At 37.2% G+C, this 24522-nt stretch carries 27 protein-coding genes, 1 tRNA gene and 1 riboswitch; of the genes, 20 read left to right on the top strand and 8 right to left on the bottom strand.

The genetic code is table 11. The features are described from left to right. The first annotated feature begins 529 nt into the window (after positions 1-529). From OCV67_RS02205 to OCV67_RS02165, 9 genes are all read left to right on the top strand, one after another. Entirely contained in the window at positions 530-1996 is a 1467-nt protein-coding gene (locus tag OCV67_RS02205; protein ID WP_147642227.1) for a spore germination protein, read from the top strand. Continuing rightward, positions 1983-3026, top strand: a complete 1044-nt coding sequence (locus OCV67_RS02200) for a hypothetical protein (protein WP_147642226.1) — start codon at positions 1983-1985, stop codon at positions 3024-3026. The genes OCV67_RS02205 and OCV67_RS02200 overlap by 14 nt, the downstream gene beginning before the upstream one ends. Next, complete coding sequence (locus OCV67_RS02195) at positions 2977-3936, top strand: Ger(x)C family spore germination C-terminal domain-containing protein (protein ID WP_147642225.1); 960 nt, start codon at positions 2977-2979, stop codon at positions 3934-3936. The genes OCV67_RS02200 and OCV67_RS02195 overlap by 50 nt, the downstream gene beginning before the upstream one ends. A gap of 51 nt (positions 3937-3987) precedes the next feature. Beyond that, the gene (locus OCV67_RS02190) at positions 3988-4440 is read left to right on the top strand and encodes a methylated-DNA--[protein]-cysteine S-methyltransferase (protein ID WP_147642224.1); all 453 of its coding nucleotides are present in this window, start codon (positions 3988-3990) and stop codon (positions 4438-4440) included. Between the two features lie 59 nt (positions 4441-4499). Further along, positions 4500-4615: riboswitch (FMN riboswitch) on the top strand. A gap of 124 nt (positions 4616-4739) precedes the next feature. Then, the gene (gene ribD, locus OCV67_RS02185; protein WP_147642223.1) at positions 4740-5837 is read left to right on the top strand and encodes a bifunctional diaminohydroxyphosphoribosylaminopyrimidine deaminase/5-amino-6-(5-phosphoribosylamino)uracil reductase RibD; all 1098 of its coding nucleotides are present in this window, start codon (positions 4740-4742) and stop codon (positions 5835-5837) included. Further along, the gene (gene ribE / locus OCV67_RS02180; RefSeq protein WP_147642222.1) at positions 5822-6469 is read left to right on the top strand and encodes a riboflavin synthase; all 648 of its coding nucleotides are present in this window, start codon (positions 5822-5824) and stop codon (positions 6467-6469) included. The genes ribD and ribE overlap by 16 nt, the downstream gene beginning before the upstream one ends. Positions 6470-6482: 13 nt before the next feature. Further along, positions 6483-7682, top strand: a complete 1200-nt coding sequence (locus OCV67_RS02175) for a bifunctional 3,4-dihydroxy-2-butanone-4-phosphate synthase/GTP cyclohydrolase II (protein WP_147642221.1) — start codon at positions 6483-6485, stop codon at positions 7680-7682. Between the two features lie 17 nt (positions 7683-7699). After that, on the top strand, positions 7700-8167 hold the full coding sequence (ribH, locus tag OCV67_RS02170) for a 6,7-dimethyl-8-ribityllumazine synthase (RefSeq protein ID WP_147642220.1): 468 nt from the start codon (positions 7700-7702) through the stop codon (positions 8165-8167). Then, positions 8167-8820: an HAD family hydrolase gene (locus OCV67_RS02165; protein WP_147642219.1), complete on the top strand. Its 654-nt coding sequence runs from the start codon at positions 8167-8169 to the stop codon at positions 8818-8820. Before ribH ends, OCV67_RS02165 begins: the two co-directional genes overlap by 1 nt. A 113-nt stretch (positions 8821-8933) precedes the next feature. Here the strand turns inward: OCV67_RS02165 and rpsT are convergent, their stop codons facing one another. Next, entirely contained in the window at positions 8934-9194 is a 261-nt protein-coding gene (gene rpsT, locus OCV67_RS02160; RefSeq protein WP_147642218.1) for a 30S ribosomal protein S20, read from the bottom strand. Positions 9195-9508: 314 nt separating this feature from the next. Here rpsT and gpr point away from each other — a divergent pair, with 314 nt between their 5' ends. After that, positions 9509-10357, top strand: a complete 849-nt coding sequence (gene gpr, locus OCV67_RS02155) for a GPR endopeptidase (protein WP_147642217.1) — start codon at positions 9509-9511, stop codon at positions 10355-10357. Here gpr and OCV67_RS02150 read toward each other — a convergent pair. The 3 genes from OCV67_RS02150 to OCV67_RS02140 form a co-directional block, all read right to left on the bottom strand. Then, positions 10347-11807 (bottom strand): M20/M25/M40 family metallo-hydrolase, encoded by a 1461-nt coding sequence (locus tag OCV67_RS02150; protein WP_147642216.1) that lies wholly within the window; start codon positions 11805-11807, stop codon positions 10347-10349. The genes gpr and OCV67_RS02150 overlap by 11 nt on opposite strands. Positions 11808-11895: 88 nt before the next feature. After that, the gene (locus OCV67_RS02145) at positions 11896-12384 is read right to left on the bottom strand and encodes a hypothetical protein (RefSeq protein ID WP_147642215.1); all 489 of its coding nucleotides are present in this window, start codon (positions 12382-12384) and stop codon (positions 11896-11898) included. An 89-nt stretch (positions 12385-12473) separates the two neighbouring features. Then, positions 12474-12550: transfer RNA gene (locus OCV67_RS02140), tRNA-Pro, on the bottom strand. Positions 12551-13119: 569 nt separating this feature from the next. Between OCV67_RS02140 and OCV67_RS02135 the strand changes: the two genes are divergently transcribed. Further along, positions 13120-13344: a helix-turn-helix domain-containing protein gene (locus tag OCV67_RS02135; RefSeq protein ID WP_147642214.1), complete on the top strand. Its 225-nt coding sequence runs from the start codon at positions 13120-13122 to the stop codon at positions 13342-13344. Between the two features lie 63 nt (positions 13345-13407). Next, positions 13408-14793: a glycine--tRNA ligase gene (locus OCV67_RS02130; RefSeq protein ID WP_147642213.1), complete on the top strand. Its 1386-nt coding sequence runs from the start codon at positions 13408-13410 to the stop codon at positions 14791-14793. Between the two features lie 903 nt (positions 14794-15696). Here the strand turns inward: OCV67_RS02130 and OCV67_RS02125 are convergent. Next, a complete protein-coding gene (locus tag OCV67_RS02125; RefSeq protein ID WP_147642212.1) occupies positions 15697-16005 on the bottom strand; it encodes a helix-turn-helix domain-containing protein in 309 nt (102 codons plus the stop codon). A 1294-nt stretch (positions 16006-17299) separates the two neighbouring features. On the opposite strand from OCV67_RS02125, the gene OCV67_RS02120 reads away from it, so the two are divergent. From OCV67_RS02120 to OCV67_RS02105, 4 genes are all read left to right on the top strand, one after another. Further along, positions 17300-18652 carry a MurT ligase domain-containing protein gene (locus tag OCV67_RS02120; protein ID WP_147642211.1) on the top strand — a complete coding sequence of 451 codons (1353 nt, stop codon included), beginning with the start codon at positions 17300-17302 and terminating at the stop codon, positions 18650-18652. A gap of 3 nt (positions 18653-18655) precedes the next feature. After that, positions 18656-19372 carry a hypothetical protein gene (locus tag OCV67_RS02115; protein WP_147642210.1) on the top strand — a complete coding sequence of 239 codons (717 nt, stop codon included), beginning with the start codon at positions 18656-18658 and terminating at the stop codon, positions 19370-19372. Positions 19373-20177: 805 nt separating this feature from the next. Continuing rightward, the gene (locus OCV67_RS02110) at positions 20178-20384 is read left to right on the top strand and encodes a helix-turn-helix transcriptional regulator (protein ID WP_147642209.1); all 207 of its coding nucleotides are present in this window, start codon (positions 20178-20180) and stop codon (positions 20382-20384) included. Between the two features lie 13 nt (positions 20385-20397). Then, positions 20398-20850, top strand: a complete 453-nt coding sequence (locus OCV67_RS02105; RefSeq protein ID WP_147642208.1) for a hypothetical protein — start codon at positions 20398-20400, stop codon at positions 20848-20850. A gap of 42 nt (positions 20851-20892) precedes the next feature. On the opposite strand, the gene OCV67_RS02100 is transcribed toward OCV67_RS02105, so the two are convergent. Together OCV67_RS02100 and OCV67_RS02095 are read right to left on the bottom strand one after the other, a co-directional pair. Beyond that, positions 20893-21186 (bottom strand): hypothetical protein, encoded by a 294-nt coding sequence (locus tag OCV67_RS02100; protein ID WP_147642207.1) that lies wholly within the window; start codon positions 21184-21186, stop codon positions 20893-20895. Between the two features lie 114 nt (positions 21187-21300). Next, on the bottom strand, positions 21301-22020 hold the full coding sequence (locus OCV67_RS02095; RefSeq protein ID WP_147642206.1) for an RsmE family RNA methyltransferase: 720 nt from the start codon (positions 22018-22020) through the stop codon (positions 21301-21303). A 214-nt stretch (positions 22021-22234) separates the two neighbouring features. Here OCV67_RS02095 and OCV67_RS02090 point away from each other — a divergent pair, with 214 nt between their 5' ends. From OCV67_RS02090 to OCV67_RS02080, 3 genes are read left to right on the top strand one after another with little or no spacing between them, the layout of a single operon-like run. Further along, on the top strand, positions 22235-22840 hold the full coding sequence (locus OCV67_RS02090) for a hypothetical protein (protein WP_147642205.1): 606 nt from the start codon (positions 22235-22237) through the stop codon (positions 22838-22840). Positions 22841-22861: 21 nt separating this feature from the next. Beyond that, the gene (locus OCV67_RS02085; RefSeq protein WP_147642204.1) at positions 22862-23173 is read left to right on the top strand and encodes a hypothetical protein; all 312 of its coding nucleotides are present in this window, start codon (positions 22862-22864) and stop codon (positions 23171-23173) included. After that, on the top strand, positions 23166-23597 hold the full coding sequence (locus OCV67_RS02080; RefSeq protein ID WP_147642203.1) for a HEPN domain-containing protein: 432 nt from the start codon (positions 23166-23168) through the stop codon (positions 23595-23597). The genes OCV67_RS02085 and OCV67_RS02080 overlap by 8 nt, the downstream gene beginning before the upstream one ends. A 1-nt stretch (position 23598) precedes the next feature. Here the strand turns inward: OCV67_RS02080 and OCV67_RS02075 are convergent, their stop codons facing one another. Beyond that, positions 23599-23922 carry a helix-turn-helix domain-containing protein gene (locus tag OCV67_RS02075; protein WP_394802680.1) on the bottom strand — a complete coding sequence of 108 codons (324 nt, stop codon included), beginning with the start codon at positions 23920-23922 and terminating at the stop codon, positions 23599-23601. Positions 23923-24129: 207 nt separating this feature from the next. Between OCV67_RS02075 and OCV67_RS02070 the strand changes: the two genes are divergently transcribed. Continuing rightward, entirely contained in the window at positions 24130-24360 is a 231-nt protein-coding gene (locus OCV67_RS02070; protein ID WP_147642202.1) for a helix-turn-helix domain-containing protein, read from the top strand. The last annotated feature ends 162 nt before the right edge of the window (positions 24361-24522 follow it).

Here is a 24522-nt window from a genome sequence, read left to right as displayed (position 1 = left end):
TCTAAATCACATTACAATTATAAATTATGACAGTGTTAAAGTCAATAGGTTCAGAACTTTTTTGTATAATTTTCTAAAATAAATCACTCTGAATTGTTGAATATAATGAATAAAAGTCGATTTAATGTCATTTTGCAAATTACACTATATTTTTTTAACATGTAATATATAAATTTTGCAGATATGACAAACATGCTGTACTTATATTATAATCTATGTTTTTAAAAAAGTCAATAGATATCTTTTACAAATCCAAGATTTCTCAAGTTTATTCCGAATAAATTCTTTTTTATATTATACTCTATAAATACTGTTATGTAAAGTGTTTTTTTTGAATATTTAATATATTTGTTTATTTTGGATAAAGCCGCTTTTCATTTTATTATGTTTTTTTAACAAAACTCACTTTTATATACCCATATTTTTTCAGATTCTTGACTTTTTTATTTTTATGTATTGTATTTTTTGCACATTTCAGGCAATAATAACCTGTGAAATATAACCGGTCCGCCGGAGAACGGAGAATTATATGAAGCAGAGTATCTTAAAAAATATACCTATAATACCTGATTTATCCGAAAATATTAAAAAAATAAAAGAAATTTCAGGTGAAAGCTCAGACGTACTTATAAATGAGGTTGAAATAAGCGGCTTAAAAGCTTGCCTTTTCTGCTGTGAGGGACTTGTTTCCACCGCCACGATTACCGAACTCATTCTTCACCCTTTAATGAAAATAGATCTGCCTGACAAAAGCGCCGAAGCACTGTTAAGCCACATAAACGGAAAAATGCTGTTATCCATAGACCGTCCCACAGCATATAACTATGAAGACTTTTTCCGTCTGCTGAATTCCGGTTTTGCTCTGCTTGCAGCGGACGGAGCAGATTACGTACTCGCTTTCGGGGTTCAGGGGTACGAATCAAGGGGCATTAACGAACCGTCAGGCGAAAACAACCTAACAGGGTCTCACGAGGGATTTGTTGAAGTCATACGTACTAATATGTCCCTGATAAGAAGAAAAATCAAATCTCCCGTACTTGTCCAGAAGCTTTTTGTTCTGGGAGATAAAAGTCAGACAGACCTTTGTATCTGCTACATGTCTGACCGTGTTCCCAAAAAGCTCATAAAACGTATTATGGATTCCCTTAATAAAACTGAACTTGAATCCATTCTTTCAACCGGTTATATTCAGCCGTTTATCGAATCAGGCAAACATCGGATTTTTTCCTCTGTAGGTATGACTGAACGTCCGGACGTATTATGTTCCAAGCTTATTGAAGGCCGTGTTGCCATTCTGGTAGACGGCAATCCATATGCGCTTATCATACCAAAACTTGTCAGTGACAATTTCCAGACTGTTGACGATTATAATTTCAAACCTTATTTCGGTACATTTATAAGATGGCTTAAGTATGGGGCGTTTTTTCTGTCGGTTTTACTGCCCGCGTTTTATGTCGCCGTTGCCATGCATCACCCCGAACTTTTAAACAGTACTCTTCTTGTGTTACTTTCGCAATCAGAAGAAAACGCACCGTTTTCTATAGTTGCCGAAACCATAGGCGTTCTTATAATGTATGAAATCATAAAAGAAGCCGGACTAAGGCTTCCTAAAGCAGTAGGCGGAGCAGTCAGCATCGTTGCCGGAATTATAATAGGAGATTCCGCCGTACAGTCGGGACTGATAAGCACTCCTCTTCTTACAGTTGCCGCATTATCGGTAGTAAGCGGTTTTGTTATCCCTGAGCTTACTCAAAGCATTACGATACTGAGAATAGTTTTTGTGATCTGCGGAGGAATCTGGGGTCTTTACGGGATCAGCCTGTTGGGCGCTGCCGTTCTTTTCAATATGTGTGCCACAGAGGATTACGGCTTTCCTTACACCGCACCTTTTGCTCCGTTTATAAAAAAAGCTATGGGAGATACAGCGGTACGGTCAGGTTTCAAAAAAATGCAGAATAATGATTTTACAGTGGAGGATCTTCATGAACAGAATTAGCCACAGTCAGCTTTTTGCCGTTTTAATAGGAATAAGAATGTTCAGTATTATATGCTCTGCACATCCGTCGGATGCCGGACAAATGGCCGGGGCAGCGATTTCAATACTTCTTCAGCTTGCGGCAGTTTTACCTATGCTGGCTCTTTACAGACAAAAGAATTTTTCACTGAAAAAAGAAATGCTTTTCGGCAAGTTCGGCAAATTTCTTTACTTCCTGTTTTTTATTTTATGGGGCTCGGTTTCCTTCAGTAATCTCTGGGGAGTTACTAAAAGCGTATACTTTCCCATAGACAGCAGCCTTGCCGGAGCAATCATACTTGCAGCCGTATGTATTTATACTGCGTCAATGGGAATAAAGTCCTTTAACAGATATGCAACAATTATGCTGGGACTTATTATCTTTTCTCTTTTTGTAATGATACTCGGCGCATACCCTAAAGCAGAACTTTCAAATTTTGCTCCTAATGCAGATTTTAAAGAAATAACCGAATCTGTTATACGGGAATTCTGTTCGTCCGGCGAGCTTGTAATGATGTTTGTTCTTCTGGAATTCGTTCCTGAGCCAAGATCCAAAAGCATAACTGCATTTTTTACCGGTAAATTTATTCTGACAGAGCTTATTGCGGTTATAGAAATAACTGTGCTGGGAAGAATCATGGAACTTTCCGATTATCCGTTTTTCTCAGCAGGCGCTTACTCCCAGCCTTTCAGTATTCAAAGAGCAGACTCTTTATATATGATTTTGTTTACTATGCTATGTGTAATGACCGTAACTCTTCAGATAGTACTTTGCTCAATGCTTATAAAGGAGATCTTTCCGGATCTGAAATACAATACTCTCCTTTCAACTGTACTGATGCTCGGAGCGTCGTCAGCCGTAAATATTCTGAACATTGATCTGACCGCCGTAACAGGCATATTAATATTACTGCTGGCTGTGATAGTTCCCATTATAATGTATACAAGGAGGAAGTTAAAACATGAAAGCAAAACGTCTGATTCCGCCGTTTCTGCTTCTGCTGACGCTTAGCGGCTGTTCCGGCAGATCCGAAGTAAGAGACAAAGGCTTTATAAGAACAATAGGAGCTGATTGCAACGACGTTCAAACTATATCTTTACAGCTTTACGGCAGCGATGAAGTATTGACAGGTCAAGGCACAACTTTGTTTTCGGCAATTGCCGATTCTGAAAGAACTCAGGGAAAAAATTTGTTTGCCGGACATCTGGAGCTGTTTGCCGCAAGTCCGGAAAATATATATAAAAACCTGAGTTCACTTTTGCAGAACAACCGTATTTCCCCTTCATGCTCAGTAATATGCGTACCTGAAAACGCCGCCGGACTTGTCGCCGAATCTGAAAGTGATTTTCTTCCGGAGATAATTGACAGCAGCAGCAGAAGCGGGATTATTGTCAAAAAAAATATAAGCTCAGTAATTGACGATCTACTCGGCGTTGACTGCAAGGCGGCCGTTCCCGTATATAAAGACGGCGAGATTTATATGTCCGTAATAAACGGGGAAAAATTGATCGGTATTCTCTCCCGTGATGAATCAAAAGGACTTTGCTGGTTAAACGGCGGTATTAAAGACATTTATCTTCCTCTTGACATAAACGGCAGAAATGTTGATTTTTATGTACGGAAAAGCAGTACAAAAATTACCGCTGAAAAGCAGGACGATAAAATAAATATTACTGTTGAAATAAAAATAAACGGCAACGCTGAAGAAAACGATATTGACCGTGAATCAGTAAAGAAAAACGTCGCAGAACAAATTTCGGGACTCTGTGCAAAAACTATTGCAAAAACGGTAACAGGAATGAAAGCGGACGTATTCGGAATAGAAAAAAGCATAAATGCCAGAGGAATTTCAGAAAACCGTACATGGGAAGATCTTATTCCCAATCTGAATTTCTACTATAAAATAAAAATTTCGGAATAAACTTTACAACAGATAATATTAAATGTATAATAGGATTCGGGAGATGATTTTGTGTTTTATTATACATTTATATCAGATATAGGAGAAATCACTGTTATTGCAGATAAAAACTATATAAAAGCCGTTCACTTTGGAAAATCTGAATACGTCAATAAAAAAACTCCGCTGATTTCCGAAGCTGTAAATCAGCTTCAGGAATATTTCGAGGGAGACAGAAAAGTTTTTACAGTACCTTTAAAGCCGGACGGTACTGATTTTCAACGAAAGGTATGGAAAGCCCTGACTGAAATTCCATACGGTCAAACGACAAGCTACGGAGAAATTGCCGAAAAAATAGGTAAGTCCGGCGGTGCAAGAGCTGTAGGTAACGCAAACAATAAAAATCCCATAGCTATAATGATCCCCTGTCACAGAGTTATCGGTGCAAACGGCAGTCTTACAGGCTATGCTGCCGGTCTTGATATAAAGAAAAAGCTTCTGGATCTTGAAAAATTTTACTGCTAAACACCGTAAAGCCTATTGACAGACGCGGTTCATTGTGATATACTTTATTTAAAATTTAACATAGTCTTCAGGGCAGGGTTGAATTCCCTACCGGCGGTAAAGTCCGCAAGCGTAAAGCGCACGATTCGGTGAAACTCCGAAACCGACAGTAAAGTCTGGATGGAAGAAGACATTTATAATGTTATTGCCCTCTGAAGTGTTTTTGGCATTTCAGAGTTTTTTATATCTTCCGTCAAATTTATAAACTTATGCCCTGATTGATTTTCAGGGCATTTTCTGTTTTAAGGAGAGCTGTTAAAATGACTAAAGAAGATTATATGAGCGTCGCTCTGGAGGAAGCAAAAAAGGGTATGGGATTTACAAATCCCAATCCAATGGTGGGAGCGGTCATAGTAAAGGACGGCAAAATAATCTCAAAGGATCATCACCACAGATACGGAGAATTTCATGCCGAAAGAAACGCTATTTTAAAATGTACTGAGGATATGGCGGGTGCAGAAATATATGTTACTCTTGAGCCATGCTGCCATTACGGCAAAACGCCTCCCTGTACTCAGGCGATAATCGACAGCGGAATAAAAAAAGTATATATGGGTTCGGACGATCCAAACCCTCTTGTTGCCGGAAAAGGAGCAGAAATTCTCCGCAATCACGGCATTGAAGTGGAAACGGGAATATTAAAAGAAGACTGCGATAAACTAAACCGTGTTTTTTTTCATTATATAACCCACAAAACACCTTATGTTGTTATGAAATATGCCATGACTGCCGACGGAAAAATTGCATCAGTCTCAGGAAAATCAAAATGGATCTCCAATGAACAGTCACGTCATGACGTTCAGAAAAGCAGACTGAGATATTCGGGAATCATGGTTGGCATAAATACTGTTTTAAAGGACGATCCAATGCTCACCTGTCGTCTTGAAAATGGCAGAAACCCCATAAGAATAATATGCGACAGCCATCTGAAAACGCCCTTAGACTGCAATATAGTCAAAACCGCAAAGGACGTTCCTACAATTATCGCATGTCTTGAAAACGCTGAAAATACACAAGCTTATAAACAAATGGGAATAAAAATAATTCAAACTCCGTCAGATAAGGGACATGTCGACTTAATATATCTTATGAAAAAACTAGGTGAAGAAAAAATCGACAGTATTCTTCTTGAGGGCGGCGGTGAGCTTAATTTCAGCGCTTTGCAGTCGGGGATAGTAAACAGGATACAAGCTTATATTTCCCCGAAAATATTGGGAGGAAAATCCGCTCCCTCACCTGTAGGAGGTATGGGCTTTGATTCACCGGACAGCGGAATAATTCTTTGCAGACCCGAAATAACATACTTTGGAAACGATATTTTAATAGAATGGGAGGTTACTAAATGTTCACAGGAATAATTGAAGAAATCGGAACAATATCTGCAGTCCGCAGAAATCCTCTTGAAGCAAAACTTACAATTTCTGCTGAAAAAATATTTTCCGACCTTAAAATAGGCGACAGCGTCGCAGTAAACGGCGTGTGCCTGACCGCCTCGGAAATATCCGGAAATACTTTTACTGCCGACGTTATGAACGAGACCTTTCACAGAAGCTCCCTGTCGGAACTCAAATCCGGAAGTCCTGTTAATCTGGAACGTGCAATGGCAGCAGACGGACGGTTCGGCGGACATATTGTTGCAGGTCATGTTGACGGAACAGGCATCATAACCAATATAAAAAAAGACGATAATGCTGTGTGGTACACAATTTCCGCAGACAGCAGTATTATGAAATATATAATAGAGAAAGGTTCAGTGGCGGTCGACGGTATAAGCCTGACCGTTGCCGAAGTCTTAAAAGACAGTTTCAGCGTTTCCGTCATCCCCCATACTGCAAAAGAAACTATACTTTCACAAAAAAAGCCGGGAGATACAGTAAATCTTGAAAATGACCTTGTGGGCAAATATGTCGAAAAACTTTTGAACTTTAATCACGATGAAAAACCAAAAAGCAGAATAACCAGAGAATTTCTTGCAAATGCAGGATTTTAGGGAGGTAAATATTATGTTTGAATTCAATACTATTGAAGAAGCCCTTGAAGATTTAAGGCAAGGCAAATTGATCCTTGTTACAGATGACGAGGATCGTGAAAACGAAGGTGACCTTATATGTGCGGCGGAATTTGCCACTACTGAAAACGTTAATTTTATGGCTATGCACGCTAAGGGACTTATCTGTATGCCAATGAGCCATGAATACATTAAAAAGCTTCGTCTGCCTCAAATGGTGGACGACAACACCGACAATCACGAAACTGCATTTACAGTTTCAATCGACTATATCAGCACCACAACCGGTATATCCGCCGCTGAACGTTCGGTAACGGCAATGAAATGCGTTGACGATAATGCAAAACCTGAAGATTTCAGACGTCCGGGACACATGTTCCCTCTTCTTGCCAAGAAAAATGGTGTACTGGAAAGAAACGGTCATACTGAAGCTACGGTCGACCTTTTAAAGCTTGCCGGACTTAAAGCATGCGGTCTTTGCTGTGAAATAATGCGTGATGACGGTACTATGATGAGAACTCCCGAGCTGATTCAGATGGCTGAAAAATTCGGTCTGAAATTTATTACTATCAAGGCATTACAGCAGTACAGAAAGGTACATGACAAGCTTGTTGAATGTGCGGCAGTTACAAAAATGCCCACCAAATACGGCAATTTCAAGGCCTACGGCTACATGAACAAGCTTAACGGAGAGCATCATGTTGCTCTGGTAAAGGGCGATATCGGAGACGGTGAAAATGTTCTCTGCCGTGTTCATTCCGAATGCCTTACAGGTGATGCTTTCGGTTCAATCAAATGTGACTGCGGTCAGCAGTTTGCCGCAGCCATGACTCAAATCGAAAAAGAAGGAAGGGGTATTCTTCTCTATCTCCGTCAGGAGGGACGTGGTATAGGACTTATCAACAAACTTAAAGCCTACGCTTTACAGGATCAGGGTATGGATACCGTTGAAGCTAATCTTGCCTTAGGCTTTGACGAGGATCTGAGAGAGTATTACATTGGTGCACAGATTTTACGTGACCTTGGAGTAAAATCTCTGAGACTTCTTACTAACAATCCTCTTAAAATAGAGGGACTATCAGACTTTGGTCTTACAATAAGCGAACGTGTACCAATTCAGATGGACGCCACTGAATATGATGAATTCTATCTGAAAACCAAACAGAAAAAAATGGGTCATATTTTAAATTATTAATAAAGGAGTAATGAAAAATGAACGTATTTGAAGGAAAAGTTGTATCAGAAAACATTAAAATCGGTATTGTTGCCGCAAGATTCAATGAATTTATTACATCAAAGCTCTTAGGAGGAGCTCTGGACGGTCTGAAAAGACACAACGTAAACGAAAATGACATTGACGTTGCATGGGTACCGGGAGCTTTTGAAATCCCTCTTATTGCAAAGAAAATGGCTAACAGCGGTAAATATGACGCTGTGATTTGTCTGGGAGCAGTTATAAGAGGTTCAACCAGTCACTATGACTATGTATGCAATGAAGTATCAAAGGGAATTGCAACAGTTTCCATGAATTCCGATATTCCTGTAATGTTCGGCGTTGTTACTACCGAAAACATTGAACAGGCTATTGAAAGAGCCGGTACAAAGGCTGGCAACAAGGGCTATGACTGTGCTCTCGGAGCTATTGAAATGGTAAACCTTATAAGAGAGATGGATAAATAATGGCTAATATTATTCTTGATTATGACGGTACTATCCACGACTGCGCAAAAATATATGTCCCATCTTTTTATATCGGATACAAATACCTTACAGATAACGGACTTGCACCGATATATGAATACAGCTATGAGGAAGTCAGCAGTTATCTGGGGTATTCTGTAAAGGATATGTGGAACAGATTCATGCCAGAACTTCCTCAAAATGAAAAGGACTTTTGCAGTAAAATAATCGGCGATTCAATGATGGAACTGATAAACAAAGAAAAATCAGTACTTTACAGCGGAGCTGAGGAAGTACTGCAAAATCTTAAGGAAAGCGGACATAATCTGATTTTTCTAAGCAACTGTATGCATGATTATATGGAAGCGCACAGAAAAGTACACTGTCTTGACAGATTCTACTGTGATTTTTATTGTACTGAAGATTTTGGTTTCAAATCAAAGCCGGAAATTTTTACAAGTATTGCCAAAAAGCATATCGGTGATTTTATCATTATAGGCGACAGATATCTGGATCTTGAAACGGCATGGAAACATAACCTTAAATCTATAGGCTGTACTTACGGCTATTGTGAACCTCATGAGCTTGACAAAGCGGATATAACAGTATCTGAAATCTCGGAAATTCCAAAAGCAGTTGAAAAACTATTATAAAAGAAGCGTGTTCTTCGGAGCACGCTTTTATATTTACTGAAACAATTAAAAAAATAAAGCGTGTTCATTCAGAACACGCTTTTTTACATGCATTATTAATCTGATTTTTATAATTAACCAGCGGCATTAAGCTTCTTAGCCAGCTGAGCCTTCTTTCTGCTTGCACAGTTCTTATGCATAAGACCCTTAGCAGCAGCCTGATCTACTTTCTTTATAGCAACTCTGATTGCTTCTGCCTTGTCTGCTGTGTTGTTAACACAAGCTGCATCAGCTTTCTTGAGAACAGTTTTAAGATTTGATTTTCTTGCCTTGTTAGCGGCAGCCTTTGTCTTGTTAACCTTAACTCTCTTCATTGCGGATTTAATATTTGGCATTTCGTTGCACCTCCCTGACAAAATATTGAATTATCTGAATCTATTATTGACAAAAATACAAATAATAATTCAGAAAAAGTAGCATAGAATAAAAACAACGCAGACTTAAAAAGCCGGACACGACCGTTGTTTTAAAAAATACAGATGTAATGATCATCTGTATTGTGCATTCTCTGCACCAACACTAATAATTATTTTACCATTTTATACTTTAAAATGCAATAGGCAATTTCAAAATAATATAACGAAAAAACACGGTTGATTTAAAGCATAATGCACAACTTTTTATTAATAGTGCAAGGAAAGGAGAAAAAATGAGTATAAGAACCGACTTAGCGCTGGAAAGTATTAACGCTGCAAAAATCAGCGAAGGTATAACCAAAACCGAAAGAGGTAAAGCGTTTAAAATTACCGAAATAAATATTGCCGAGGATAAGCACGGCGAAAAAATAGGCAAGAAAAAAGGAAAATATATTACTCTTGAAGGCAGTGTATTCAGTTGTTTTTCAAAAGATTTCCGTGAAATGTGCGAGGAATTTTCAGAAGAGCTTTCACAGTTTGTTCCCGACGGTAAAGTACTCGTTGTGGGGCTGGGCAACAATGATATAACTCCCGACGCATTAGGTCCGCAAACGGCTTCAAAGATACTTGCCACACGTCATCTCAAGGAAGAACTGAAAGACGAGGACGATTTTCTTACCAGTCTGCGCCCTGTTGGCGTACTTGCAAGCGGAGTTTTAGGACAAACAGGTATAGAAACTGCCGAACTGATAGACGGTCTGATGGAAAAAATAGATCCACAGGCAATTATCGCAGTTGACGCTCTTGCATGTTCTGATATAAACAGACTTGGAAAAACCATTCAGCTTTCAGATACCGGTATTTCTCCGGGAAGCGGCGTTCAGAACAAACGCCGTGAGCTTTCAGAAGCAACACTGGGCGTTCCGGTTATAGCGGTCGGAGTACCCACAGTTGTGGATATGCATACAATAGTCCATGATTATACGGGAAACAAAATTGCCGGCAGCATGCCCAATATGATGGTAACGCCCCGTGACATAGACCGTCTTATAGAACGTTCCGCATCAATGATTGCTGCCGGAATAAATATGACGCTCCATCCTCAGATGTCGTTTGAGGACATTGAATCTATCATGTTTTGATCGGTATGGTTTCATAATTTTCAATAAAATCAGTATAAAAATTGACCGCTCTTGCAAGAGATGAAATATTAAGATTTTCATTGACTGCATGGGCGGATTTCATTTGTTCATCCGTCATGGTAAGAGGAACGAATCTCAATACACAGTCACATATTTTGGTATAGTGACGGGCATCTGTTCCCGCAAGCATTACATACGGAATAATGGGAATATCACCAAATGTCAGCTCGATCTGCTTGACTACCTTTTTATATGCAGAGCATTTTGTGTCCGCCGCCGGAGGAATATCAAAACCTGTTATCATTTCCATCCATATATCATTTTTTCTAGCAAGCTTAAGCATTTTATGTAAGGACGCTTCCAGCGGTTCATGAACCATAAATCTCATATTTGCAGTAGCTGTTGCAGTTTCCGGAATAACATTTGCTCCGTGACTTCCCTCAGCCATTGTAAATACGCAAGTCGTAGACACCAACGCTGCCGGCTGACCTCCCATTTTTCTCATGAAGTAAGGCATAATCGGACCTAAAAACCACGTATTTCCCAGTAAAAATCGATATTTAAAAGGCATATAAGGAGCCATCGCCTTATACATTTCCTTAACGGGTTTTGTAAGCTTCACTTTAAAGGGCGGATGACTTTCTACCTTGTTAATCAGCTTTGCAAGACGTGCAAAGGGATTGTGTCTGAAAGGAATACTGGCATGACCGCCATGTGAATGAGCGATAAACTTGACGTTTGCCCTGCCCTTTTCCAGTATTCCGACCATTGCGCAGTTAGCTTCACACCCCATCATATTTCCCATTACAGAACCGCCCTCGTCCATTACAAGCTCCGGACGAATGCCTTTTTTATACATATACTCAACAGTTTTAATTGCTCCGTCTCCCGTTATTTCTTCATTGCAGGAGGAAGCTATGTAAAAGTCTCTTTCCGGCTGAAATCCTTTTGACAAAAGATACTCAACGCTTTCCAGTATTGCACATAACGCACCCTTCGTATCAACAGTACCTCGTCCCCAGATTCTGCCGTCTGCGATAGTTCCGGAAAAGGGAGGATACTTCCATTCACCTACAGCTTCAACCACGTCATGATGAGACATAAGCAGCACAGGAGCTTTTTCAGAATCCTTACCCTTCCAGCGGTAAAGGAGAGCGCCGTCGATATCTTTTACTTCAAGCTTACTATGGATCAACGGATAAAGCTCCTCAAGACGCTTATGCATTTCATAGATTTTTGTAAGGTCATTGCTGCCTCTTCGACTGACAGACGCCACCTGAATCATACGTGAAAGATGTTCGGCATGAAGCTTCGGGTCAATTCCGTCCTTTTCCATATCATACGGCTTACTGTCTCCGCATTCTTTTTTTATCAGCACAGCACGTATAAGAGCAACGCCTAAAAGTATGATTATTAATAAAACAATAAAAAGAATTATATAAAGTACCATATGTTCACTCTCCCCATATTCATTGTAACAATTATACCACAAAGCCTAAAAAAATGCAAAAAATAAAGGCGGAAAATCCGCCTTTTTATCATTTTTTATAAAATTCATATTGACTCATTGTTTTAAGACTATAAAGATTCAGATATTCATAATCGGGCATATAATAGCCATAATATGCAACTTCGTTCTCCTCAGAAAGAGTATTTGCACCGTTTTCAATACATTCTTTATTGGTCAGAATAAGAGCATAGTAATAATTTTCATCTACTCCAAATCCAACCATTGCCGAACGCTGGCTTTCTGCCGGAAGTGCATGAACTTCTTCAAGATATTCAACGGCTTCACTGCCGTTCTTTACTTCAAACGTTCCGGAATAATAGTTGTCTTCCTTATCGGACTTGTCTTTGAAAAATTTAAAAGTCCCTTCCTTGTCAAGATCAAGCAGCATACCCGCTGTACTTTCCCATTTGTTTCCTGACAAATAATCGCCTTTTTCTTCTGCCTCTTTATTTCCGCAGGCAGACAATGAAAAAATCATAATTGCAGTTATAGAAAAAGCCAAAAATTTTTTTAACATAATAGTTCTCCTTAAAATTTAAGAAAAAAGCTGTGACACCAGAATTAATAACGATATCACAGACAATAAAATAATTTAAAATAAGGGGTTGGTCGAGGTGACGGGACTTGAACCCACGGCCTCTGCGTCCCGAACGCAGCGCTCTACCAAACTGAGCCACACCTCGACAGCTTTTTTATTATAACATACTTTTTTTAATTTGTAAAGGGGGTTCCCATACTTTTTTTACGCTTTTTGAAAAAAGCTTAGCAAAAACTTTTATACGTCCTTATTTCAACTATATACTTTCTATAAGGTCGAACAGAAACAACTCTTAAGTTCAAAAAAAGCAGCACATATTTGTGCTGCTTACATATAATATCAAACGAGCTAAAGAACCAACGCTAACCCTCAAAACTAATCTAAAACACTCGTGTCTCCATTGAACAAAGAGATGGACTGTAAAAATTTGATTTAACCATGATCATAAATATATAACCTCAATTAAGAGGTAAGGGAGATTAGCAGAGCCCTAACGCTCATTAGCGCTGCCGTAAAGCAATGTTCTTTAACTCGTTTCATATTACATTAAAAAAATATATCCTTACTTGGCATTATATATGCTTTTTTCAAGTATAATAAAATTAATGTTGGTTATTATTACCATATTTATATTATAGGGTAAATCGACCTATTTGTCAATTAGGCAATATGACATAATTAATATAGATATTTTTGGTAAAGAAGCATAAAAAAATGCATAAATTAAAGAAAATAAGACTTGAAAAAGGCTTAACACAACTTCAAGTACAGATGAAAACAGGTATTGACCAAAGCGATTATTCTAAAATTGAACGAGGCTTACGTTATCCAACAGTTGAACAACTGATTATCTTATCCGAATTATTCGGAACAAGCGTTGATTATTTATTGGATCTGACAGATGTAGAAAAGCCGTATCCCAGAAAAACTAATCCTTGACTTTTATGCTGTTTTAGAGTAAAATAAAATGGAATTATTATTAGTAAAGCGAGGAATAAATAAATGACTTCCAACAACGATAAATCTATGGACAAAATTGTCGATCTCTGTAAATCCAGAGGGTTTGTTTACGCCGGTTCCGAAATCTACGGCGGACTTGCCAACTCATGGGATTACGGTCCTTTAGGCGTTGAACTGAAAAACAATATAAAAAAAGCATGGTGGAAAAAATTCGTACAGGAAAACCCGAACAATGTAGGACTTGACAGTGCTATTTTAATGAATCCCCAGACATGGGTCGCTTCCGGACATGTAGGCGGATTCTCCGATCCTCTTATGGACTGCAAAGAATGCAAATCCCGTCACAGAGCAGACCAGCTTATCGAATCCCAGTCAGACGCAAATCCCGCAGGCTGGAGCTTTGAAGAAATGGCAAAATTTATTTCCGATAACGGTATTAAATGCCCGAACTGCGGAAAATCAAACTTTACAGATATAAAGCAGTTTAACCTGATGTTCAAAACATTTATGGGCATTACAGAAGATTCTCAAAATACTGTTTATCTCCGTCCGGAGACTGCTCAGGGAATTTTTGTAAACTTCTTAAACGTTCAGAGGACTACCAGAAAAAAACTTCCTATCGGTATCTGTCAGATAGGTAAATCATTCAGAAACGAAATTACTCCTGGCAACTTTATTTTCCGTACCAGAGAATTTGAACAGATGGAAATGGAATTTTTCTGCAAGCCTGAGACTGCCCTCGACTGGTTCGCTTACTGGAAAGATTACTGCATGAACTGGCTGAAGTCCTTAGGTATCAGAGAAGAAAGCTTAAGATACCGTGACCACGATCCGGAGGAACTTGCATTCTACTCGGAAGCCACAACAGACATCGAATTCAGATTCCCGTTCAAGGAATGGGGCGAACTGTGGGGCATTGCCGACAGAACTAACTACGATTTAGGCAGACACATGGAATGCAGCGGAAAGTCCCTTGAATATTTTGACCCCGATACAAATACAAAGTACATACCATACGTTATTGAACCGTCTCTGGGTGCGGACCGTGTAACGCTTGCTTTTCTGTGCGAAGCGTACGAGGAAGAGGAAATCGCAGAGGGCGACGTAAGAACGGTTATGCATCTTCACCCTGCAATCGCACCTGTTAAAGCCGCAGTACTGCCCCTTTCCAAAAAGCTGAGCGAACAGGCTCGTGAAGTTTATGCAATGCTTGCGAAGCACTTCAATGTCGAGTACGACGAAACAGGTTCGATTGGTAAAAGATACCGCCGACAGGACGAAATCGGTACGCCTTTCTGCATTACATACGATTTTGACACACTGGAAAAGGACGGTTGTGTAACAGTACGAGACAGAGACACCATGGAACAGGAAAGAATCAGAATCGAAGAGCTTACGGACTTTATTAATAAGAAAATTGAATTTTAAAAGAAAAAGACGGTCGAAAGACCGTCTTTTTTTGTTCAGCAACATTAGGTCAAGCAAGCTAAAGGTTAAGCATGCTTCTGAAAAAAATTTTTTAAAATAACCATGATTTTGCAGAGGTATTTGGGAAGTTTCACTACAAAAAAAACTCAGAAACTCTCGCTTGCTTGACCTGATATTGCCGAACAGCAAGTTCATTGTCTCAAATGAACCGAAACGACATTGAGTGACCGTAAAATACTATCTCTATCAAATTAGGCAGCACAAAAACCTAAAAGAGATACCTCTCGAATAATTTATGATATCAATGCCTCTTATCGAATCGGTTCATTTCAAACAACAAAAATCGCTTTTATTTCCCCTATATTTATATTATAACACATATAATTCTTTTTTTCAAGTGTTTTGTAGAAAAATTTTCCATTTATTTATGTTATAATATTATAGGTGATGACATGAACAATCGTGAAAATTTTGTATATCGAATAATGCAGCTTCAAAAGCAAAACAATTTGAATGACCATGAGTTAAGTCGATTGTTAGGCTATAAAGCCAATAACATGAATAAAATCATAAATTTTGTATCTTTACCAAGAATGGAAAAATTCTTTGAATTATGCGATTTCTTTAATATTTCGCCTGAGTAATTTTTCCGTTACAACGATGAAGATCCAAAATGGACTGACCAGACTTTTAAAAGGCTGCAAAATCTCAATGAAGAAGAACGCAAAATAATTGATTATATTCTTACAACCTTTGAGAATAATAAGAAATAAGCGTTTATTTTCTCAAATGAATCGGAAATTTAAAAAAGAAAAAGGGTTTAATGAAAACGTTCGAATTAGAACAAAAGAGTAAATTTCCGATTCATTTCAAAAGACAAATTGAGTTTACTATACAGTAAACTCATGTCATTTGTTTTATAAATAAACGAAGATATTCCGTCTGCTTATAGTCTAACTTTTGAATTTCTTTCATTAATTCATTTATCAAAGTCGGATCTTCGACTTCATAATCAAAAAATTCTTTTGGAGTAATTCTAAAAAAATCACATATTTCAAAAAAAATCACTATATTTGGATATGTCTTACGATTAATGATTCTATTAATATAGCCTTCATTAAAACCTAATGATATACTTAAATGTCGTGCAGATAAATTATTGTGCTCCAATAATTGTAGCAAACGATTTGAAAATTTATCAGATTCTGTCATATTATTCACCCAATTTATTATAGCATAAACCATATAAATTATTATGACACCCATAAAACTTTTTTTATGAAATATATGACGAAATATGCCATACAGATAAATTTATCCCACTTTTTTTGCCATTTTGCTTAAATTTATAAATAATATAGCAATCTATGAAACTTTCTGCTTATAATTAAGTTTAGATGTCCTTTACATAACCCATGCCATTATATCATACATTCTTTATATCATTATATCATATTTTTTTTGTTAAATCCGATAATCATTGCTTTAAATGCTTGAAATCTGATAATGAAAATTGTATAATGATAATTGCAGTTTATAGTTTACTATTTCATATTTTTATTCCTATGTTAAAATATAAAAAATAATCCAAAATAAAAGAATATTTCATTTTCCCCTTGACAAAAATAAATTCGTGGTATATAATATAAATAACCACAAATGATAAAATAATAACTCATGTGTCTCACACGAGCGAAATCCCCAGAGCTGCCACTCTGGGGATTTCATTTTGGTTAATTGTCGGACTTTCCGTGACTATTTAACCATTTGCAAACATAGTAACCTACTATGCGTGCCGCAATAGCCACGATAAATGATAAAAAGTAACTCATGTATACCCACCTCCTTCCTGACGGAAGAAGCCGACAATGTTATAATTATACATTATTCTACATAATTCGTCAAGTTAAATATAAAATAAAAAATATTTTTATAAACCCTTGACAAAAATAAATTTGTGGTATATAATATAAATGTCACAAAAGAGAGATGATATTTGAACAATTTAAGGATCTGAGAGTTAGCCGCTCTCAGGTCTTTTTTTTAATTAATACTTGACAAAAATAAATCCGTGGTATATAATATTGGTAACCACAAATGAGATGATGTATCCATGTTACCACACATGAAAAAATGAAAAAACCTGAGAGCGGCAACTCTCAGGTTTTTTTATTAACCCCTTGACAAAATTAAATTCGTGATATATAATATAGATGACCACAAGAGAGATAATTCTCAGGTCTTTATTTTATGCTATTTGTCGGTCTTATTGCGGCGATCTAGCCATTTGCACGCAAAATGACCAAATAAAACCCCCCAGATTAGCCACTCTGGGGGTTTTATTTTTTTTAAGAATAAGATGATACTTTCCTGTCAAAATTAAACTTAACTCCTTTACGAAAATTCAAAAACAGATTTGTCGGTATTTGTAAATTCGATTGACATTTTACACTAAAAATGCTATTATTTAATAGTCACATTTTATATATAGAGGAAAGAGATAGGAATGAAAAAACCAATAAGATTTTATATTTCAGTACTCGGGGCAAAAATCATGATAAAACTTATGCGTCTGATGAAACGCAATGCGACCAATCTGCCCGGAGAAATTATGCTGATTTTTTACCCTGACCTGCTTAAACACTTCGATATGCCGGAAAATGTTATTGCAGTTACAGGTACAAACGGTAAAACTACCGTTTCAAATATGATAGGCAACATACTTAAAGCTAATGGGTACGATATTATCAACAACAGCTTCGGCGGTAATGTGGATACGGGAATAGCGTCACTGCTCCTTGATAACTGTACTCTATCGGGCGGCTTCAAAAAAGATACCGCCGTACTAGAAGTCGATGAACGAAGTGCTGCGAGAGTTCTCCCCTACGTAAAGCCCGACTGGCTGGTGTGTACCAATCTTCAGCGTGATTCCATGAAGAGAAACGCTCATACTGAGTTTATTTTCAACATCCTCAACAGTAATATTCCGGAAAAAACAAAGCTCATTTTGAACGGTGATGACCTTATAAGCAGTCGGCTGGCTGAAAAAAATCCGAGAACTTATTTCGGTATCGACCGACTGGAAAACGAAAATCCCACTCTGGACAACCTAATATGCGATATAGTAAACTGTCCTGTTTGCGGTAATAAGCTTGAATTTGCTTTCAGACACTATAATCATATAGGACGAGCTAAGTGCAGCTGCGGTTTTAGCTCTCCTGACATAGACTTTGACGTAAAAGCAAGCGAGAACAACGAAGCAGTAATTATGCACAACGGAAAAGAAGAACGCTACAAGCTGCCTAACAACCGTATAACAGACCTTTATAATACTGTCGCTGCCGTTACCTTTTCCCGTACGTTCGGACTTTCCTATGAACAGGTAGCAAAGGCAATGTCTGAGGTCAAGGTAGTTAAGTCAAGATACGACAGCTTTAACGCAGGCGGAAAAGAAGTACTGGTTTCCCTCGCTAAGGGACAAAATCCCGTTGCATGCTCCGGTGTTTGCGACTTTATAAGACGCGAAAGCGGTAATAAGGCTGTAATTATGATTCTTGAGGATCTTTATGACTCAAAGCGTACTTCCGAAAATATTGCTTGGATCTACGAAACAGACTTCGAGTTCTTAAAAGGCGATGACATAAAACAAATTATTGTAGGCGGAAAAAGAGCCGATGATTATATGGTACGTCTGCTTATTGCAGGTATCGACAAGAAAAAGATTGTCTGCTGCCGCAACGAAACAGACACTCCAAGCCACCTGAAACCAGAGCTTTTCGACAAGCTTATTATTATGTACGACCTGTTTAATGTGGAATCCTTGAACAGTATAAAAGAACAGCTGAAAAACTGGAGGTAAACTATGAGCATAATTATAGAAGAACTGTTTCCGGAAGTCTGCAACCTTTTCGGTGACACAGGAAATATGCGATATCTTAAGCTTTGCCTTCCGGAAGCCGAATATATCAGTACCAAACTTAACGACACTCCTTATTTTGCTGAACATGACGTCAATATGGTCTACATGGGTCCCATGACCGAGCAGACGCAAATCAATGTAATAAAGCGTCTGATGCCGTATAAAGACCGTATTGCCGATATGATAAATAAGGGAACGATTTTCCTGATGACAGGAAACTCCCATGAAATTTTCGGCAAAAGCATCACGGACAGGGACGGCAGTATAACCGAATGTCTGGGACTTATAGATTTTTATGCCACAAGAAATATGATGGATCGTTTCAGCGGACTGGTTCTGGGGACTTATGACGATATTGAAATAGTAGGTTTCAGAGCGCAGTTTACAAACGGATATTTAGGTGAAAATACCAGTCATTTTGTAAATGTCACCAAGGGCGACGGCATGAATAAGGATTCGAAATGCGAGGGATTTGTAAAAAACAATTTCTTCGGGACTTATATTTTAGGTCCGATTCTTGTTTTGAATCCGTACTTCACAAAGAAAATACTTTACAAGCTATGCGGAGAAGAAAAAAAGCTTGCCTTTGAACAGGAAGTTATAAAAGCGTACAATTCAAGGCTTGAGGACTTTAAAGACAATCATGTGGGGATACATTAAAAAAGAAGTGTGTTTTACTTTCTTTTCTTGTGCAAAGAAAGTAAGAAAAAGATTTATTTAAGATTATTTTAAGAATAATGTTATATAATTTAGTTATGGATAAAGAAGAAGCAAAGTTTCTTCATCAATGATCCTTAATTCCCCCTCTATATATCTTTTATCTATCTGGCTATGTCGCTATTTTAGACATAGCTTACTTTTTTGAAAAAAAGTAAGCAAAAAACTTTTATATCGTCTTTAGTCTGATGATATTATCTATATAAGTCTCGACAGGTAAGTAAACAGAGAATTGAAGAAAAATATTTTGAAAAAAAGTAAGCCTCCGCTTTTAAAAAAGCGGAACCAAAACTTTTATGCCAGATTTTATTAATATAAAATTGTTTTTAAAGACACGCAAAGTTACTTTTGCAAACTTTTATATCGTCTTTAGTAAAAGCTTTTATGGACTATAAATCAGTTTTTCATAAAAATTAATATATTAGTTACAAATTTGATGAAAATATATGTTATAATTATACTATAGCTTTATACAGGGGGGAATTTTATTTGGTTAATATTGACATTTTAACACTTATATTTTTAATTATTAATGCCATATTGCTTTCGGGACTTACGGTGCTGGCAATAAAATTATTTAAATATTTAAAGAAAAAATAAACAGAGTAATTTAATTACTCTGTTTATTTTTTGCAAAGTAGCCTTGACAAAAAATGCAAAGTATGCTATACTAAAAATGCAAAGTTAACTTAGCATTCTGTATGCTGCGGCAGTGCACACCGTATCATATAGAAGAAGGAGCATATAAATGAACACCAGAATAAAAGAATTAAGGAAAGCAAGGAAGCTTTCTCAAGAGGAATTGGCTGAAGCTGTCGGTACTACCAGACAGACAATTACCTCGATTGAAATAGGTAAATATACTGCCTCGCTTCCTCTTGCCTATAAAATTTCACACTATTTCGGTCTGACTATTGAAGATGTTTTTGATTTTTCAGATTTGGAAAATGATTAAAGGAGTGCTTAAAATGGAAGAATATCGTAACAAATTAAAAATTCAGAATGTATTTTTTTCTGTATGTTCGGCGGTACTGATTGCTGTTCAGATATTAGCATATTCAGGCGTGATAGACCCTGTAAATTCCGGTAAAAGCTGGGCAGATTTCTGGCACGGATTTATTGCCGGAGTTGCTTTGGGAGTCACAGCTATCATGATTTTCGGATTGATAAAAAACCTGATTGCATTAAAAAATAATAAACAGCTGAAAAAACTTTATGTAAAAGAAAATGATGAACGGAAAAAGGAAATATGTACAAAAGGCAAAAGTGCCGGAGCTTCAGCATATCTTTGCTGTATGCTAGCAGCTGCTATTATATGCGGATATTTTAATGTTATCGTATGTATTACTTGCATTATATGTACATTTGTTCAGTCACTTTTTATGATCGGAGGAAAACTTTACTACAATCGAAAACTATAATTAAAAAGCCACGGTTAAACCGTGGCTTTAAAAAATATAAAATCATATTTCATCGGATTCTACAGTATCTTCGACTTTATCGAGAATTTCTTCTTCAGAGCAGCCGCATGCGCATGCGTCTGTTATGATAACGCTTTCTTCTGCTTTTTCAGCGGGAATATCATTGATATCCTCATCGCAGTCACAGCAGTCGCCGCAGCAATCATCGCAAGCAAGATCTTCGTCTTCCAGATCATCACAGCAGCAATATTCGTTTTTCTTTTTTGAATAAATAAGTGCAGCAGCGCCTGCAGCGGCAGCGCCTGCAATAAGTCCCAGAATTAAACCTTTTTTCATTGTAGTCCTCTTTTCTCCGCAAGAAAGATTGCCACGGCTTGCGGTCCGTTAAATGGCGTAGTTTTATTTTTTAAATTATTATATCATAGTTTTAAATAAATTTCAACATTAAATTTATAAATTTTTTGTGATAAACATCAAAATCGAAATGGCAGTCAGGGGAGCAGTTTCGCATCTCAGGATTCTTTCTCCCAGCCATATTGACGCAATACCGGCTTCTCTGGCAGCTTCCGCTTCGCTTTCATCAAATCCGCCTTCACTGCCTACGAATAATGCAAAGCTTTTTTTTTCTTGTGTATTAAGTTCGGAAAATCTTATTCCGCCCTCTTCATAAAGCATTGCCGGACAATCATATTCTTTCATTTGTATAATTGCTTCATCAAAGGAAATCATAGGTTCGACAGTCGGTATAATCCCTCTTCCGGACTGTTTTGCCGCTTCAAGGGCTATTTTATTAAGTCTTACAAGCTTTTTTTCAAAGTCCTTTTTATCAGGACGGGAAACGCATCTTCGGGTAAGAACGGGAACAATTTTTGAAACACCAAGTTCAACGGATTTCTGAATAATATGTTCAAGCTTGTCCTGCTTGGGAATAGCCTGGAAAAGCGTCAGGTCGACCGAAGGCTCAGCGGAGCAAAGCTTTTGTTCTTTTATATTTAAAAATACAGTATCCTCTGTTATACTGCTGATTTCGCAGAAATAATCAGTACCGCATGAGCATACGGTTATTTTTTCTCCCGGTTTCATTCTCAAGGAACGACCGATGTGTCGGGCGTCTTCTCCGGTCAATACCGGATTATCTGTATTTATATTTTCAAGAAAAAATCTGGGCATAAATCCTCCGTAAATATTATGTGTAAAAAATCAAAAAAATATATAAGTAAATTATACTATATTTTCACAGTTTTTTCAATACATCAGAAATAGTTTTTTCGGTTTTCCATTGACATAAAATAAAATTTGTGATATTTTATTAATATAAGAATTGGTGCTGCGCTTACCGTAAAAAGCGTCAGCTGAATAAATATTCAGTTTTATGGAGACAATTATGAAAAAGATAATCGCTTTAATTTTCACAATGATTTTTTCCGCCGTACTTTTATGCGGCTGCAATGAAGACGAAAAAGGAAATTCAGTAGCTTATGAGGATCTGGAATACGGTTCCACAATGCGGCAGATCTTAAACGGTAATATTGACCTTTACTTTGACGGACGTTTTCTTACAGATGAAGAAATGAATGCAGTATCCGACTATTATTATGCTGTTGAAACAGATGATTTGGAGCTTTTTAAAACAACTCAGCCGGAATACTATGTGGAATTTTTGGAGCAGCAGAGCGGAAACAGTCTGGAAAGCTATCTTAATAATGAAAAAAAGGACGTAGTAGACGCAACGGGAGAAAACTTTAAATATACTTCAATCGAAGTAACAAGCTGCGGAGACAGCTCTGAGGATCAGGGAATAACGGATATTATAGATATGCTTAACGGAGTGTATGAGGATTACGGCGCTTCGTCAAAATTTGAAGACACTCTGAAGGATGCAAAATTTATTATGGCTGATTTAACAGTAACTGTGGGCGATGAAGAATATTTGTATACTGATAAATTAATATATATATTTAACTGCGGAGATAATATATATATTTTATAATACGGAAAGGAGCCGTAACCTATGAAAGACAATCCTTATATAAAGAAGCTTGTGAACAACATTGCTGAGCATTGCAATGAACTAAAAAAAGTTTATCTTATAAGCAATAAAATAAACACTAACGGCGAACTTACCAGCTTTAAACTTGCTATAATTGTAGATAACAGTGTGGAAAATAATTCTGAACTTGAATGCAGACTGTATCTCAATATCGACTGCGAACTGCCTTTTGATTTAGTAATATACCGTGAAGACGAATTTAATAAGCTGAAATGTGAAATTGGAACTTTTGCGTGGAAAATAAACAATTCGGGGACGGTGCTTTATGGGTAGGGGATATCGTGACAATGACAGCCGCAGATACTTTGACTGGCTGTACTATGCAAATCTTGACTTACTGGCGGCCAAAACACTTCTTAGTGACGAACGTTGTTATAACGGCGCTGCGTTTCACTGTCAGCAGAGCATTGAAAAAGGACTTAAAGGTTATCTTCTTTTTAAAAAGCATAAGCTTTATGACGGTCACAACCTGACGTGGCTTTGCAAGCAGGCAATGCAGACGGACAGTCACTTTTCAACGTGGCTTGAGAAAAGTACTATGCTGAACCATTATTACATAGAAACACGCTATCCGGCAGATATGCCCTTTGATATAGATACCGATACTATAATGGAGCTTATTCATTCAGCGTCGGAAATGCTCAGCTTTATAACTGAAATTATTCATTTCGATTTCAGAAGCTACCATAAGAGGTAATTTATTTGGAATTTAATTTGTTTATTTCTTTGACTAAATCAAGTATAAGCCTTGTTAGTTTATTATCAAGCTTCTTCATTTCTTCCAGTAAACTATTAGTTTCTGTTGGCCATGTATCGTCAAAATCAAAAAATTGCATGGGAGTAATGCCTAAATATTCACATATATAGAAGAATGATTGCATGGTGGGGTAACTATTTTTGTTTTCAATTCTGTTAATATAACCCTCGTTTTGACCTAATGATAAACTCATATTTCTTGCCGAAACATTCTTTTGCAGTCTTAATTTAGAAATACGGAGAGCAATTTTATCTATTGTCATCATTAAAAAAACTCCAATCTAAATAAATTCAGCCATTGACAAATTAGCCCAAATAATGATATACTACAATTAAGTGTCGATTAAAGTAAACATAATTTAGGTTTTTAATAGCTTAATAACATTATATCACTAAAGTAAGGGAATGTCAATCACCATGTCACTGAATTACGGGAAATTTGTAACAATACACAAATCAGAGGTGGATATTATATGTATAATTCACAAGAAATTGCCATGCGCATAAAACTACTAACAAAGCAACAAGGCAAATCAATGGGGGAATTGTTGAAAAATTGTAAGCTTGGAAAAAATACAGTTTCTTATATTAATAATGGTGGCGACATTTTAACATTAAATTTTGCCAAAATCGCTGATTATCTTGACTGCTCTGTTGATTATCTGCTAGGCAGAACCGATAATCCCGATTCACATAAAAAATAAACTGAAATAAATCTTTTTCTGACTTTCTTTGCTTGTGCAAAGAAAGTAACAAAGAAACACACTTCTTTTTTGTTCACACGAAAAAAGAAGCAAAAAATGTAACGACTGCATAATTAATAGTAAACTATCACACAAGGTACTCTCCCAAAACTGTGCTGAGAC

It is taken from the genome of Porcipelethomonas ammoniilytica, assembly GCF_025567485.1.
GTDB lineage: Bacteria > Bacillota > Clostridia > Oscillospirales > Ruminococcaceae > Porcipelethomonas > Porcipelethomonas ammoniilytica.
The sequence above is the reverse complement of the archived record's forward strand: the minus strand, read 5'-3'. Positions and strand labels throughout refer to the sequence as shown.

Bases quoted from the DNA above. Each gene is read 5' to 3' on its own strand.
- OCV67_RS02085 (WP_147642204.1), top strand. From the start codon at position 22,862: ATGAAAGACAATCCTTATATAAAGAAGCTTGTGAACAACATTGCTGAG.
- OCV67_RS02175 (WP_147642221.1), top strand. From the start codon at position 6,483: ATGTTTGAATTCAATACTATTGAAGAAGCCCTTGAAGATTTAAGGCAA.
- OCV67_RS02200 (WP_147642226.1), top strand. From the start codon at position 1,983: ATGAACAGAATTAGCCACAGTCAGCTTTTTGCCGTTTTAATAGGAATA.
- OCV67_RS02095 (WP_147642206.1), bottom strand. From the start codon at position 22,020: ATGCCCAGATTTTTTCTTGAAAATATAAATACAGATAATCCGGTATTG.
- OCV67_RS02115 (WP_147642210.1), top strand. From the start codon at position 18,656: ATGAGCATAATTATAGAAGAACTGTTTCCGGAAGTCTGCAACCTTTTC.
- OCV67_RS02125 (WP_147642212.1), bottom strand. From the start codon at position 16,005: ATGACAGAATCTGATAAATTTTCAAATCGTTTGCTACAATTATTGGAG.
- OCV67_RS02195 (WP_147642225.1), top strand. From the start codon at position 2,977: ATGAAAGCAAAACGTCTGATTCCGCCGTTTCTGCTTCTGCTGACGCTT.
- rpsT (WP_147642218.1), bottom strand. From the start codon at position 9,194: ATGCCAAATATTAAATCCGCAATGAAGAGAGTTAAGGTTAACAAGACA.
- ribE (WP_147642222.1), top strand. From the start codon at position 5,822: ATGTTCACAGGAATAATTGAAGAAATCGGAACAATATCTGCAGTCCGC.
- OCV67_RS02090 (WP_147642205.1), top strand. From the start codon at position 22,235: ATGAAAAAGATAATCGCTTTAATTTTCACAATGATTTTTTCCGCCGTA.
- gpr (WP_147642217.1), top strand. From the start codon at position 9,509: ATGAGTATAAGAACCGACTTAGCGCTGGAAAGTATTAACGCTGCAAAA.
- OCV67_RS02080 (WP_147642203.1), top strand. From the start codon at position 23,166: ATGGGTAGGGGATATCGTGACAATGACAGCCGCAGATACTTTGACTGG.
- OCV67_RS02165 (WP_147642219.1), top strand. From the start codon at position 8,167: ATGGCTAATATTATTCTTGATTATGACGGTACTATCCACGACTGCGCA.
- OCV67_RS02100 (WP_147642207.1), bottom strand. From the start codon at position 21,186: ATGAAAAAAGGTTTAATTCTGGGACTTATTGCAGGCGCTGCCGCTGCA.
- OCV67_RS02105 (WP_147642208.1), top strand. From the start codon at position 20,398: ATGGAAGAATATCGTAACAAATTAAAAATTCAGAATGTATTTTTTTCT.
- OCV67_RS02145 (WP_147642215.1), bottom strand. From the start codon at position 12,384: ATGTTAAAAAAATTTTTGGCTTTTTCTATAACTGCAATTATGATTTTT.
- OCV67_RS02135 (WP_147642214.1), top strand. From the start codon at position 13,120: ATGCATAAATTAAAGAAAATAAGACTTGAAAAAGGCTTAACACAACTT.
- ribH (WP_147642220.1), top strand. From the start codon at position 7,700: ATGAACGTATTTGAAGGAAAAGTTGTATCAGAAAACATTAAAATCGGT.
- OCV67_RS02070 (WP_147642202.1), top strand. From the start codon at position 24,130: ATGTATAATTCACAAGAAATTGCCATGCGCATAAAACTACTAACAAAG.
- OCV67_RS02205 (WP_147642227.1), top strand. From the start codon at position 530: ATGAAGCAGAGTATCTTAAAAAATATACCTATAATACCTGATTTATCC.
- ribD (WP_147642223.1), top strand. From the start codon at position 4,740: ATGACTAAAGAAGATTATATGAGCGTCGCTCTGGAGGAAGCAAAAAAG.
- OCV67_RS02150 (WP_147642216.1), bottom strand. From the start codon at position 11,807: ATGGTACTTTATATAATTCTTTTTATTGTTTTATTAATAATCATACTT.
- OCV67_RS02120 (WP_147642211.1), top strand. From the start codon at position 17,300: ATGAAAAAACCAATAAGATTTTATATTTCAGTACTCGGGGCAAAAATC.
- OCV67_RS02075 (WP_394802680.1), bottom strand. From the start codon at position 23,922: ATGATGACAATAGATAAAATTGCTCTCCGTATTTCTAAATTAAGACTG.
- OCV67_RS02110 (WP_147642209.1), top strand. From the start codon at position 20,178: ATGAACACCAGAATAAAAGAATTAAGGAAAGCAAGGAAGCTTTCTCAA.
- OCV67_RS02130 (WP_147642213.1), top strand. From the start codon at position 13,408: ATGACTTCCAACAACGATAAATCTATGGACAAAATTGTCGATCTCTGT.